Source organism: Methylobacterium gnaphalii, assembly GCF_007992215.1.
GTDB lineage: Bacteria > Pseudomonadota > Alphaproteobacteria > Rhizobiales > Beijerinckiaceae > Methylobacterium > Methylobacterium gnaphalii.
This window is the reverse complement of record NZ_BJZV01000022.1, coordinates 39,795-53,422: the sequence shown is the minus strand read 5'-3', so window position 1 is coordinate 53,422 and position 13,628 is coordinate 39,795. Positions and strand designations below refer to the sequence as shown.

General features: G+C 64.9%; 9 protein-coding genes. 3 read left to right on the top strand and 6 right to left on the bottom strand.

What is annotated here, in order from left to right:
- Window positions 1-20 precede the first annotated feature (20 nt).
- Entirely contained in the window at window positions 21-1,415 is a 1,395-nt protein-coding gene (hflX, locus tag MGN01_RS17630) for a GTPase HflX (protein ID WP_147048137.1), read from the top strand.
- 313 nt (window positions 1,416-1,728) lie between these two features.
- Here hflX and MGN01_RS17625 read toward each other — a convergent pair whose 3' ends face one another.
- The 6 genes from MGN01_RS17625 to MGN01_RS17600 all read right to left on the bottom strand — a co-directional run bounded on the left by MGN01_RS17625 (window position 1,729) and on the right by MGN01_RS17600 (window position 8,610).
- The gene (locus MGN01_RS17625; RefSeq protein WP_147048136.1) at window positions 1,729-2,118 is read right to left on the bottom strand and encodes a c-type cytochrome; all 390 of its coding nucleotides are present in this window, start codon (window positions 2,116-2,118) and stop codon (window positions 1,729-1,731) included.
- A 304-nt stretch (window positions 2,119-2,422) separates the two neighbouring features.
- On the bottom strand, window positions 2,423-2,605 hold the full coding sequence (locus MGN01_RS17620) for a hypothetical protein (protein WP_147048135.1): 183 nt from the start codon (window positions 2,603-2,605) through the stop codon (window positions 2,423-2,425).
- Window positions 2,606-2,708: 103 nt separating this feature from the next.
- Window positions 2,709-5,879, bottom strand: a complete 3,171-nt coding sequence (locus MGN01_RS17615) for an efflux RND transporter permease subunit (protein ID WP_147048134.1) — start codon at window positions 5,877-5,879, stop codon at window positions 2,709-2,711.
- A gap of 2 nt (window positions 5,880-5,881) precedes the next feature.
- Window positions 5,882-7,561, bottom strand: coding sequence for an efflux RND transporter periplasmic adaptor subunit (locus MGN01_RS17610; RefSeq protein WP_147048133.1), 1,680 nt, complete (start codon window positions 7,559-7,561; stop codon window positions 5,882-5,884).
- A 66-nt stretch (window positions 7,562-7,627) separates the two neighbouring features.
- Window positions 7,628-8,017, bottom strand: a complete 390-nt coding sequence (locus tag MGN01_RS17605; protein ID WP_147048132.1) for a hypothetical protein — start codon at window positions 8,015-8,017, stop codon at window positions 7,628-7,630.
- Window positions 8,018-8,202: 185 nt separating this feature from the next.
- Window positions 8,203-8,610 carry a hypothetical protein gene (locus tag MGN01_RS17600; RefSeq protein WP_147048131.1) on the bottom strand — a complete coding sequence of 136 codons (408 nt, stop codon included), beginning with the start codon at window positions 8,608-8,610 and terminating at the stop codon, window positions 8,203-8,205.
- 447 nt (window positions 8,611-9,057) lie between these two features.
- Here MGN01_RS17600 and MGN01_RS17595 point away from each other — a divergent pair, with 447 nt between their 5' ends.
- Both MGN01_RS17595 and MGN01_RS17590 read left to right on the top strand, forming a co-directional pair.
- Entirely contained in the window at window positions 9,058-10,164 is a 1,107-nt protein-coding gene (locus MGN01_RS17595) for an efflux RND transporter periplasmic adaptor subunit (RefSeq protein WP_147048130.1), read from the top strand.
- The gene (locus MGN01_RS17590) at window positions 10,161-13,331 is read left to right on the top strand and encodes an efflux RND transporter permease subunit (protein ID WP_238257884.1); all 3,171 of its coding nucleotides are present in this window, start codon (window positions 10,161-10,163) and stop codon (window positions 13,329-13,331) included. Before MGN01_RS17595 ends, MGN01_RS17590 begins: the two co-directional genes overlap by 4 nt.
- Window positions 13,332-13,628: the final 297 nt, after the last annotated feature.

The following is a 13,628-nucleotide window of genomic DNA, read 5'->3' as shown; positions in this document are numbered from 1 at the left end:
CGTGATGCCAAGAGGACTTCATGACTGAACCGCTGACTCCCGGCGAAGAACGGCTGCGGCGTCAGGCTGCGCCCGAGAGCGACATCGCGGCGGCGACACGCACACTCGTCGTCGGCCCCTATCTTACTCGCGCCGCCGAACGCTCAGCGCGTAACGACGAAACCCCACGTTCAATCGAGGCGCGCCTCGACGAGGCAGTAGGACTGGCGGCAGCAATCGAGCTCGACGTCACGCAGGCGATCAGCGTGCAGATCCAGCGCATCCGGCCCTCGACCTATCTCGGCAAGGGCCGCGTGGAGGAGATCGCCGGGCTGATCGCGGCGGAAGACATCGGTCTGGTGGTGGCCGATTGCGCCCTGTCGCCGGTGCAGCAGCGCAACTTGGAGAAGGCTTGGGGCGCCAAGGTCATCGACCGCACCGGCCTGATCCTGGAAATCTTCGGCCGGCGCGCCTCGACCCGCGAGGGCACGTTGCAGGTGGAGCACGCGCATCTCGCCTACCAGAAGAGCCGGCTCGTCCGCTCCTGGACCCACCTGGAGCGCCAGCGTGGTGGCTTCGGCTTCCTCGGCGGCCCCGGCGAGACCCAGATCGAGGCAGACCGCCGTCAGATTCAGGAGCGCATGACCAAGATTGAGCGCGATCTCGATTCGGTGACGCGCACGCGCGGTCTGCACCGCAAGAGCCGGGCGCGGGTGCCATACCCCATCGTCGCTCTTGTCGGTTACACGAATGCCGGAAAGTCGACGCTGTTCAACGCACTCACCAAGGCCGAGGTGAAGGCGCAGGACATGCTCTTCGCCACTCTCGACCCTACCGCTCGCGCTACTCGATTGCCCCATGGCGAGACGGTGATCCTGTCGGATACGGTAGGCTTCATCTCCGACCTGCCGACCTCTCTGATCGCGGCCTTCCGCGCCACGCTGGAAGACGTGATCGAGGCCGACATCCTGCTGCACGTGCGCGACGTCTCGCATGGCGATACCGAAGCCCAGCGTGAGGATGTCGACGAGGTGCTGCGCGAACTCGGCATCGAGGCGAATGCCGACCGGATCATCGAGGTCTGGAACAAGGCGGACTTGCTTCATGAGGGCGAACGCACACGGCTTGCCAATCTCGGCAAGCAGAATGGCGGCGCCAAGCCGGTCCTCGTCTCGGCCCTGACGGGGGAGGGGCTCGACGCGCTCGCCGCCAGCATCGAGGCACGTGTCGCCAAGGCCCGCTCGACCTTCGCGGTGGAACTCGGGCCGGAGGAGGGCGCCGCGTTGAACTGGCTTTACGAGAATGCCGAGGTTCTCGACCGCCGGTCGGAGGAAGGAGGCGCAATGCGTCTCGCCATCCGGATCGCGCCGGAAAAGGAACCGCGCTTCCTCAACCGCTTCGAGAGCGCCCGCCGGATCGGCACACCCACATCGTAGCCGGCGGGTCCATGCCCTGACCTGCCTCGACTGCTGCGCTTGGACGACCGCGGTTTCGCGGTCGTCCTCAACCCCTGCTGTCATTTCGTCGAGCTGGTGGCGCCCCTTCCCGGACGCTTGCGGCAAAGCGCAACGTCATCCGGGACCTAGCAGGAGAAGGGCCGCTTCGGCAGCTCGACAAGAACGGCGCTGCCACACGACACTTCGCGGCGTGGTCTCGCTAGGTCCCCTGCTCGGATTTAGGTGCCACTCCATCGGTCCGGGGGAGGGCTTATGTCGAGGCCAAAGCGATCAAGCGGAAGTCGTATCTGAGCTACTTCGGAAACTGCGCGCTCGACGAATCCTTGGTGAGATCTTTGTCCCCGGGCTGGACGCCGTTCTTCGAGAGAATGAAAGCCGTGATCGGATCGAGTTGATCGTCGCCTAGTGATCCGGGTGCATTCTGAGGCATCTTCTCGTGGATGTAAGTCTGGAGCTCGGCCACAGGCTTGCCTGCCCACTTCTTCTTGAACTCGTCGCCGGTGAGAGCGGGGCCCGTGCCGCCTGCGAGGTTCGGCCGGTGGCACTGGGCGCAGTGATTGTTGAACTTGGTCTTGCCGTCCTCAGCCTGCTTCTGACTGTAAGGACCCGCCTCCGCGAATGCAGCACCAGCAGAAATCACCATACCCAAGGCGAGACTCACGCCAAACGTCTTGACCCTCATCTCTACGTTCCTCCGTTACTCGGCTTTCCCCAAAAACGACCGACGTCTTCAGGGATGCGACAGGTTGTCCTCTGCTTTGAACTCGTGAGAGGATGATAAGGATGCAGGCAAATCGAAATGCGACGAGTCAAAATCTAAATATCTCGGCCGATACATAATGCGGCGCTCTTTTTGTTGCGGCGCATCGCGTAATTTTTCAATGTGTTAGTAGAATAATAGAGATTGATAGGCGCAAAAAGTCTCTGCGCTGCAATAAATCGCCGCTGCAACGCAGTCTTCAGCGAACCGAAACGCATTTGCTGATTCAGCTCGCCATCATCTGCGCGGTTTTGCGTCCAGATAGCGTCTGTGGCTGATTTTTGGAATTCTCGATCCCTGAGCGCGCCAGCATGATCTTCGCCATGTCGTGATGCACGCGCGGCTGCCGCATGAAATGCCTTAGTTGCGGATGTTTTGAAGCCTCGTGCTCCATGGCCCGCATAGCCATGCTGATGATCGTCTTCGGCGAGGACATCGAAAGCGGCGAGAATGATCGCGGCGCCGAGGAGCGCACGCGTCTCATTGGTTTGCCGGGGTAGAGCCGTCCAGTCTCAGAAGGCTTCGCGCAGTGCGCCGCTTTCGAGTGTTCTGTCCTGCAGGCGCACAAAGGCGCGGCGTCCGAAGCGCAGGACCAGAATTGGGGTGATCACCGCATCGAGCAGTGTCGCACTGATCAGGCCGCCGAAGATGGTGACGGCGACGGGGTGCAGGATCTCCTTGCCCGGCGCGGTACCATCGAAGAGGAGCGGCACCAGGGCGATCGCGGCGGAGAGCGCTGTCATCAGCACGGGGGTCATGCGCTCCAGGCTGGCGCGCACGACAAGGTTGGGTCCGAGCGTCAGGCCTTCGTCGACCGCAAGGTTCAGCATATGGCTGACCTTGAGGATGCCGTTGCGGGCAACGATGCCGGTCAGCGTCACGAAGCCGATCATTGAGGCGACAGAGAGCGGCAGCCCGGCGATCCAGAGAGCCGCGACGCTGCCCAGGATCGCCAGCGGCACGTTGCCCATGATGATCAGGGCGAGCGCCGCCGAGCGGTAGCGGCCGTGCAGGAGGGCGAAGACCAGGCTCAAGGAGACCAGCGAGAGCAGGCCGATGGTGTGCGCAGCCTCACCCTGAGCCTGATAGGTACCCTCCAGGCTAGCGCTGATGCCTCGCGGGAGCTTCGTCGCCTCAAGCACGTTGCGGATGCCTGCGATGAGAGCGGCCATGTCGGTGCGGCCATCGGAATTGGCCTGCACCACGATCCGCCGCCGTCCATTTTCGCGAAGAATCTGGTTCGGCCCGTCGGTCTCGCGGATATCGGCGATCTCGCGGGACGGCACCCAGCCGGACGGCGTTTCGATGAGCAGGTCGCCGAGGGCCTGCGGTGTCCGCCTGGACTCGGCAAGCCGCAAGGTCACGTCGAAGCGACGAGGCCCGTCGGTGACAGTGGACACGGTGCGTCCGTTGGCGAGCCGGGCGATCGCATCCACGACGCCCGAGGGCGAGACGCCGTAGAGCGCGGCGCGGGTATGATCGACGCGGATATCGAGCTGCGGGATTAGCACCTGCCGCTCGACCTGCAGGTCGCGCAGGCCCGGTACCTCGCGGGCGAGCCGCTCGCGTAGGCTCTCGGCGCTACCGCGCAGCGTGTCGAGATCCTCGCCAGACAGTTTCAGCGCGATCTCGGCGCGCACGCCGGACAGCATGTGATCAAGCCGGTGCGAGATCGGCTGACCGACATTCACCGAGACCGGCAACACCGAGAGTCGGTCGCGCAGGTCCATCAGCACGGCCTCGCGCTCGCGGCCTCCGGTCTTCAGACGCACCTCGAGGTCCGAGGAATGGACGCCCTCGGCATGCTCGTCGAGTTCGGCCCGGCCGGTGCGGCGCCCGACGGCCTCGACCTCGGGCACATCGAGCAGCAGCATCTCGGCGATAGCGCCCACGCGGCTGCTCTCGGCAAGCGAGATGCCCGGCCGGAAGGTGAGATTGATCGTGAACGAGCCTTCGTTGAAGGGCGGCAGGAATGCCCGCGGCAATCGGGTCGCGCTGAAGCCAGCCGCGGCAACGGCAACCAGAACGGCCGCGATGAGCAGCCCCTGATGCGCTAGGGCTCCGCGAAGCAGCCCGGCATAGCGCTTTTTGAGCCAGCGGATCAGCGCCGGCTCGTGGGCAGCAAGGCTCTTCATGCTTGGCAGCAAGTAAGAGGCCAAAACCGGCGTCAGGGTCACTGAAACCAGAAGGCTCGACAGGATTGCGACGATGTAGGCCTGCCCCAGCGGCGCGAAGAGCCGGCCCTCGATGCCGGACAGGGCGAAGAGCGGCACGAGGACAAGGACGATGATTGCAGTGGCGTAGACGATGCCCGAGCGTACCTCGGTCGAAGCGGAGACGATGACTTGGAAGATCGAGCGGGGCGAACCAGCCGCTCGGTTCTCGCGCAGCCGGCGATAAATGTTCTCGACGTCGACCACGGCGTCGTCGACCAGCTCACCGATAGCGATGGCCAGCCCCCCAAGCGTCATCGTGTTGATCGACAGGCCGAGGAACTTGAACACGACCGCGGTTGCTAGGATCGAGACAGGAATCGCGGTGAGCGAGATCAGCGTGGTGCGCGCGTTCATCAGGAAGGCGAACAGCACCAACGACACCACCGCGATGGCCTCGATCAGCACGCGCTCGACATTGCCGAGCGAGGTCTCGATGAAGTCCGCCTGCCGAAACAGGATCTTTTCGGCGTGGATGCCGGCGGGCAGAGATGGGCCGATCTCCTTCAGCGCGGCCTCGACGCTCTGCGTAAGCCGCACGGTGTCGATGACGGGCTGCTTCTCGATCGAGAGAATGACCGAGGGTTTGCCCATGTATCCGGCGTCGCCCCGTCGCGGCTTGGCGGCGTAGCTCACCTCGGCGACCTGGCGCAGGTGGACCCGACCCTCGATCGCGGGATTGCCCGTACCCGGCAGGTCGGCCGCAGCAGTGGCGCCCCCGGCGCCGGTCGGCACTACGACGTTCTTCAGGTCTTCGAGGCTGAGCGTCCGGCCGACATTGCGGATCAGGATCTCGCGGGTGTTGCTGTCGGCGAAGCCGCCGCCGGCATTGGTGCCGAAATTGGCGAGCGCGTTGGCGAGACCCTGGTTGGTCACGCCGAGCATGCGCATCGCCGCTGGGTTCGGGCTGACCCGGAACTGGCGGACCTCGCCGCCGATCGGGATCACCTGCGCGGCGCCGGGAATCGCAAGCAGCCGCGGCCTCAGCGTGAAATCGGCCGTCTCGCGTAGAGCCATCGGCGTCGCCGTCTCGCTGGTCACGGCCACGAGCAGAATGCCGCCCATGATCGAGGCGACAGGCCCCATGGTGGGTTCAACGCCTGTCGGCAGCTCGGCGCGGACCAGGGCGAGCTTTTCCGCCACGAATTGGCGGTCGCGGTAAAGATCGGTGTCCCAGTCGAACTCCACCGTGACGATGGAGAGCCCGACGCCTGAAACGGAACGCACCCGGCTGACGCCGGGCAGCCCGTTCATGCGCGTCTCGATCGGGTAGGTGACGAGTTGCTCGACCTCCCGCGGCGCATATCCGTCGGATTCCGTCATCACGGTAACGGTCGGCCGGTTGAGATCAGGCAGCACGTCCACCGGTAGCCGCGTCAAAGCGAGACCGCCGCCGAGAACGAGGGCCGCGCAAAGCGCCAGAACGAGAACGCGGTTGGCGAGTGCGGAGCGGACGAGGAAGGCGAACATCGTCAGCGCACCTGATCCAGCAGCTCGGCACCCTGCGTCACGATCCGACGCCCCGACGGTATCCCGCTCGCCACCAGCACCTGGTCCGCATCGAGCGGCTCGACCTTGACCGAGCGCGGCTCGAAACGCTCGGCCGAGACATGCTCGTAGACCAGCGCGCCGCCTTCTGAGCGGATCACGCTGGCGCGTGGCAGGGCGAGGCCGGTCGTGCTCGCGCCGGTCGGCGCCAGCACCGTGACGAACTGGCCGAGGCGCAGGCCCTCGCCACCGGCGGTGATGGCGAACTGCACCGGCACGGCCTGGGCGCGGTCGGCAAGGCCGGCGCCGCGATAGGCGAGGGAGAGCACCCGACCGTCCGGCAGGCGAGCGCTCGCTGCCGCGTCCGGCTCCAGGGTCTCGAAGCTCAGGGCCTCGACGTACAGCCGGCTAGGATCGACGATCCGGAACACCATGGTGCCGGGATTGGCCATCTGGCCGGCTACGGCCGCGCGCTCGGCGACGATGCCGTCAACGGGCGCGATGAGATCTTCCGGTTGGCGGCGAATGGTGTCGAGGGCGCTGCGCCGGTCCTTCAGGCCGCTCAGCTCGGCCCGGGCATCATCAAGCGCGGTCTGTGCGACGGCGCCGCTCGGCGCCAGCTTCTCGTAGCGGGCGACCCGGCGCCCGACGATGGCGATCTGCTGGTCGAGATCGCCCTGAGTTTGGCGCATATCGGAGGCGTCGACCGCCTGGACGGGCGGCGTAACGGTGGCGAGCACATCGCCCCGGTGCACCCGCGCGCCAAGATTCGGAAAGCCACCCGGGGGAGCGGATAGGCGCCCGCCCACCGCGGATTGCACGACGCCGCTGGCATTGGGGTCGGCGATCACCCGGCCCGACAGCTCGACGCTGCGGCGATGGCTCGCCTCCGCGGTGATGTCGGTACGCAAGGTGAGCAGATGCTGAGTGGGCTTCGGCACGAAGACCGAGCCGTCTGGCATGCGCCGCGCTTGTTCGAAGGCGGAGTTCGGCACGACGAGGGCCGCGCCTCGGATTTCCGGCTTGGACGGTTCGTGGCCCTCATGCGCTACGGCCGCGCCGCCGATCAGCAGCGTCAGGGTCAGCGCCAGTACGGCGAAGGCCGGAACCATGCGCTGCGTTCGCAGCAGCATGAGCGTTGCGAGGCCGAGGAGGAAGCCACCGCCTAGCGCACCGATCAAGCCCTGGTGGCCGAGATGCTCTCGGATCTCGGCGAGCAGGGCGGAAGGCTCCGTGGGGCTCGACGCCGTGGCTGGACTGGCCGGAGCTGGCAGATCGAGATCGAGCGTCAGCGTCTCCTCGACGCCGCCGGACTTCACCGTGACGGCAAGGTCATGATGGCCGCCGGCGGCGAGCCAAGGCGCATCGAGCCGGTAGCTACCATTCCCCTGCGGCCTCGCCTCGACGAAGCCTTCGGGCGTCTCGACATCGATATCGGCATCCGCCACCGGCGCGTTCGTCGCGAAGGTGTCGAGGTAGAGAACGAGCGCGCTGCCGCGCGGTAGCGCTACGAGTTCGAAACTGCGCGAAGCAGCCTCGGCGCGCGGGCTGACATGGGATGGCAGGGGCGGCGCATCACCGTGATCATGGCCCTCATGGGCGAGGACGGGGTGCAGCCCGAGACCGGCGAGCGCACAGAGCGCTGCCGCAAAACGACGGAACATGATGGAAAACCTTCACCGGAGGGGTGCCGCCGGCGATGCAAGCCCGCATCGGCCGAGCGGCAGAGCTCAGGCGATGGTTCTGGGGGGTTCGGGCAGCGCCTCGGGCACGATGCCGGCAAGAGCAGCGTAATCGCGCGCCGGGGCAGGGTTCGACGTCATCGGCGGAAGCGAGGCGGTGAGACCTGCCGGAGCAAGGCCGCCGGAGAAGCAGCACGATCCGTGATGGCCGCCTGCTGTGCAGGAGGGGCAGGCACAATCGACTGCTGCTTCCATGCTGGCGATGGCCGAGATTGCTCGCATCGTCCGGGACGATGTTCCAGTGCTCGCGTGTGCGCTTGCCACGACGACGCCATGCGCGTGGCCGTCATGCGCCTGCGCCGATGACGGCGTCAGCGAGACGGCGATCGTAGCGATCACCACCGCGAACAGCAGCGCGATTTGTCGGACCATGGTCATGACCGAGGCTGCGTAGCACGACTCTCGTCCCCGAAACAGATCACCCCTCCGATCAGACTGAGCGATACCAAGGATTGGCACGCAGGCTCGAACCGGGTGGCTATCGCAAACCCTCGTGGGTCGATGAGACACTAGGCTGGGCTGGGCGTAAAAGGCGCCGACGCCAACAATGTAAGGTAATATAGTTAACTACCTATAAGTTTGCAGGACCCGTGAGCAAGTTCGACGTTAGTCAAATTTTGTGGGTCTAAATTGGCTCGAACGAATGTAAATTTTGTGAGATCAATAGTAATGAAATAGACGCCGTTCTGGCATTTAATAGAATTGCGTGGAGCGGCCTCGTTCAGGCGCGGTTTTATCCTTATGCATTCAAAAAATTCGGTTTTACCAGCTGAAATCAAATTCAAATATTCGTAACTCCAGACGAGCGAATAACGACGCGTTGCCGTCACATTGACCAGTGAACCGTCGGCTGCAGGATGTTCTTTGGGCTTGAATGACATGTCTTCGGAGCATAACAACGCGCCTCTTGATTGAGCCTGCGCGAGCCCAGAACACAGCACTGCGAGCACAATGCCAGCGACGATCTTCATCTGATCACCGGTTCAAAGACATACTTCGGAACTAGCGATCCCAGCCTACGTAGTTTCTGCGGTGATTGGCAGTAGGAAACTTGGCTGAGCCACCTGAAAAATGTCGCAGGCCTTCGGAGTCTTTCGCTCTGATGCAGATTTCGGTGGGCAGACAGCATGTATTGCAATCCTGCCGGTGCTGCCGAAGATCGCTCCAAGAATTTCCAATTGGAGCTTGCCGGTCTGGAGCACTCGATGTTGAGCTGGGTCGGCCGTCCGGCCTGCATGTGCCGGCTCAACGTCGAATGCTGCAGCACCGGAAAACCAGGTGCCGTAGAATGCCGAGGCCCGGATAATTTGGTGGCATGGGCCGGGATAAAACGGTAACAGGATCACTGTTTCAGAACGGCTTACCCGGGGCGCGCACGTGGTTCGGTTCACCGGACATCGATTTTCGGTGGCCTGCTCATGAGTTCGCGCCATCGTCGGGTGACGGCTGTGGTGGGCCTGTCGGTCATACTTCTTGCCGTCGTGCTCGCCGTTCTAGCTTGGCCCTATCTGCAGGGCGTTGCCATACCCAAGCTGTCGCCTTTTCTGGCCCAGGTGAAGCCCGTTCCAGCAAAGCCCGAACCTCAGCGTCCGCCGCTTCTCGCGGTGCGAACTGCCATCGAGGACGGCCGCGTTGTCGTGAAGCTTTCTGATGCGGAGCGGGAGCGCATGGGCGTCAAGACGGCGCGGCTGTCGCCGTCCGCGCATCGCACCGAGATCCAGGCCTACGGCACCGTCCTCGACATCGCGCGCATCACCGATCTCACCAACTCCTACGCCAGCGCCAAGGCGGCACTGCTGACAGCGCAGGCCCGGGCTGAGGTCTCGCGCAGCGCCTATACGCGGGCGAAAAACCTTGGCCAGTACGCCACGCAGGTTCAGGTCGAGACCGCGGAGGGCACCTTCCGGACTGACGAGGCGGCGCTTACGGCAGCGCAGTCACAGGTGCGCACGCTCGCTGCGACGGCGCAGCAGGAATGGGGCGCGGTACTTGGTAAGGCGATCGTCGAGCGCGCCCCGTCCGTGACGCGCCTGATCGAGCGCGCGGACTTCCTGGTGCAGGTCACGCTGCCGCCCGGCGAGACCCTTAAGGGAGAGCCGGGCGCGGCTTTCGCCGAAGTGCCGCCTCAGAGTGAGCGCGTGGCCCTGCGCTACGTTTCGGCGGCGACCCGTACCGATCAGCGCATCCAGGGCCTGAGCTATTTTTACCTGGTGTCGGGTGAGAGCGGGCTCCTGCCGGGCATGAGCACGCTCGCCTTCATCACCTCCGACAAGATCGCAAACGGTGTCGCGGTGCCCGAGAGCGCAGTGGTCCATTGGCAGGGCGGTGCCTGGATCTACCGGGCTGTCGGCGACGACGCCTTCGCGCGCCATGCCCTCAAATCCGATGCCGCCATGGCCGACGATTGCTACGTCGTGGCCGATCTCGATCAGCCGACGGAGATCGTCGTCATCGGTCCGCAGGCCGTGCTCTCGGAAGAGGTCAAGACGCAGAGCCAGGCAACCGGCGACGCCGACGACGATTGAGCACGCCCTCTGTGACCCGCGAACATCACGGCCCGCAAGCCGCTCTCGTCGCCTTCGCCGTGCGGCGGCCCGGCATCGTCCTGGCGCTCGCGCTGGCGCTCGCCGTCTACGGTATCCTCGGTTTGAGGCAGGCGAAGTTCGACGTCTTTCCGGAATTCGCTCCACCCACCGTGACGGTGCAGACCGAGGCGCCCGGGCTCAACCCGGAGCAGGTTGAGGTGCTGGTGACGCAGGCGGTCGAGGTTGCGCTGAGCGGCGTGCCGGGTCTCGCCACCATGCGCTCAAACTCGATCCAGGGCCTCTCCGTCATCACCGTCACCTTCGGGCGGGGCAGTGACATCTACAGGGTGCGCCAGCTCGTCACCGAGCGCCTCGCAACGCTGTCCGGCCGGTTGCCGCAAGGCGTGCTGACACCGGCGATGACGGCGCTGACCTCCTCGACGAGCTCAGTGCTCCTCATTGGCCTGACCTCGGACACGCGCTCGCTCATCGACCTGCGCACCATTGCGGATTGGCGCGTGCGATTGCGGCTACTCGCAGCGCCAGGCGTCGGCGAGGTGCTGGTCTATGGCGGGGACGTGCGCTCCTTCCAAGTTCAGGTCAGGCCGCGAGATCTGATCCGCTTCCGCATCGGCATGAACGACGTGCTGGTGGCGGCCCGCAAGGCGACAGGTGTCCGCGGCGCCGGCTTCGTCGACACGGTGAACCAGCGGATCACCCTGCAGACCGAAGGGCAGTCGCTTACGCCGGACGAAGTTGCGCGCACGGTGCTCATCAATGAAGGCGGGGCGAGCGTGGTGCTCGGCGACGTCGCCGACGTGGTGACCGCGCCGGAGCCGGCGATCAGCGCCGCTTCCGTCGACGGCAAGCCCGGCGTGCTCCTGATGGTGGGCGCACAGGTTGGAGCGAACACGCTCGATGTCACCGAGAAGGTTGAGACCGCGCTCGCCGAGCTGCGTCCAGCCCTGGAGCGCGACGGCATCACCCTTCGCTCCGATCTGTTCCGCCCAGCCAACTTCGTCGCGGTGGCCACCGAGAACGTCGTTCTGGCGCTGGCGCTCGGCGGCGCGCTCGTCGTGATCGTGTTGTTCATTTTCCTGCTCGACTGGCGTACGGCGCTGATCAGTGCTGTGGCGATCCCGCTCTCGTTGATCAGCGCGGTGTTGGTGCTGCAGGTGCTCGGCGAAAGCCTGAACACCATGACGCTCGGCGGCCTCGCCATCGCCATCGGAGAGGTCGTCGATGACGCGGTGATCGGCGTCGAGAACGTGGTGCGGCGGCTGCGCGAGAACCGGCGCTCCGAAGCGCCTGCCAATGAGGCGCGGGTGATCCTCGACGCCATTCTCGAGGTGCGCGTCTCGGTGGCCTACGCTACCTTCGCGGTGCTCCTGGTCTTCCTGCCCGTGCTGGCGCTGACGGGCGTGCCCGGCCGGCTCTTCGGCCCGCTTGCCATCGCCTACATTCTCGCGGTGCTGGCCTCGCTCGCCACCGCGCTGACGGTGACGCCGGCCCTCTCGCGCCTGCTGCTCGCTGGCCGCAAGAGCCTGCCGACTCGCGATCCGCCGGTGATGCGCGGCGTTCGCGCGGTCTATACGCGGCTGCTCTCGCGCATCGACCGACACCCGCGGATCATGTTTACGGGCGCGCTGCTGACGACGCTCGCGGGAACCGCGGCCGTACCGTTCTTCGGCGGCGCCTTCTTGCCCAACCTCAAGGAAGGCCACCTCATTCTGCACATGGCCGCGGCGCCTGGCACGTCGTTCCAGGAATCGTTGCGGCTCGGCGCGCAGATCACCGCAGGACTCAAGGCTGTGCCCGGCGTGCGTGCGGTCGCCCAGCAGGTCGGCCGGGCGGAGGCCGGCTACGACATCGGTGGTCCGCAGGACAGCGAGATCCATATCGATCTGGAACCCGGTCTTGATGGGGCGGCGCAGGACCGCGCCCAGGCCGGTATTCGCGCGCTGATGGCGGCGACGCCCGGCGCCGGCTTCTCCCTCAAAACCTTCCTGACCGAGCGGATCGAGGAGACGGTCTCAGGCTTCACGGCACCGGTCGTGGTGCAGGTCTACGGTAGTGATCTCGACAAGATCGAGGCCGCCTCCCGCGACGTCGCCCGCGAACTTGCCGAGGTCCACGGCGCGGCTGACGTCCAGCAGCGCTCGCCCGCCGGCCTGCCGCAGATCAATGTCGGCCTGCGCGCGAACGACCTGCGCCACTGGGGGCTCGATGCCATCGAGGTGCTTGAGATCGTCCGCACGGCCTATCAGGGCGACACAGTCGGCCAAGCTTACGAGGGTAATGCCGTCTTCAACGTCATCGTCATCCTCGACCGCACCGTGCGCAACAAGCTTGCAGCAATCGGCGACCTGCCGCTGAAGACGCCGAGCGGCAGCTATATCCGTCTTGCCCAGGTCGCCGACGTCTACGAGACTTCGGGCCGTTACGCCGTGCAGCATGCCGGCGCCCAGCGCGTGCGCACGGTGACCGCCAATGTCGAGGGCCGCGACGTCGCCTCCTTCGTTGTCGCTGCCAAGCGGAAGATCGCCCGCTCCGTGAAGCTGCCGCCTGGTGTCTATGTCGGGTTCGAGGGTGCCGCGGAAGCGCAGGCGCGGGCTCGCCAGGATCTCATCCTGTATTCCGGACTCGCGGCGCTCGGTATCATACTGCTGCTAGCTGTTGTGACCGGGTCCTGGCGCAACCTCGCCATCGTGTTGGCGAACATGCCCTTCGCCTTTGTCGGTGGCGTCATCATGGTCGGACTGACGGGAGGAGTGGTGTCACTCGGTTCCATCGTCGGATTCGTAACATTGTTCGGGATCAGCTTGCGCAACAGCATCATGATGATCGCACATTACGAGCACCTCGTCGGCGTCGAGGGCCGCCGCTGGGATCGGGCGACCTGCGTGGACGGTGCCGCCGACCGCCTCGTGCCGATCCTGATGACCTCCCTCGTGACGGGACTCGGACTGCTCCCGCTGGCACTCGGGGCGGGCGAGCCAGGACGCGAGATCGAAGGACCGATGGCGATTGTGATTCTCGGAGGACTGGCGAGTTCGACGATCCTCAATCTTCTGATCTTGCCATCGCTTTCACTGCGCTTCGGCCGGTTCATGCCATCCCGTTGTTGGATGGGCAGCACCGAGCCGGTAGCGAAAACTCTGCGGTGAGGGCTTGCAGTCGCTGCACAGCCCGATTCATTTTCATCGTCAAGTTGCAAGGCGGCCAAAGATCGCGCGGAAGTCTGTCGAAATGACTTTTGCTCAGTGAAGAGAATCGATCACATTGAATTGATCGACCGCACTAACCTTCTTTAGGCAGATCCTGCATATCGCTCTATCCACTCAGAAAAATCGCTCAGACCTCAGGTCGTTTCCTCCTCGCAGAGCCTGTGTTCTACGTTGCACTTCGTAGAGTTGCTGGACTTGTTATGGTCTTTGAGGATATTCACTTGATTCTCGACATCA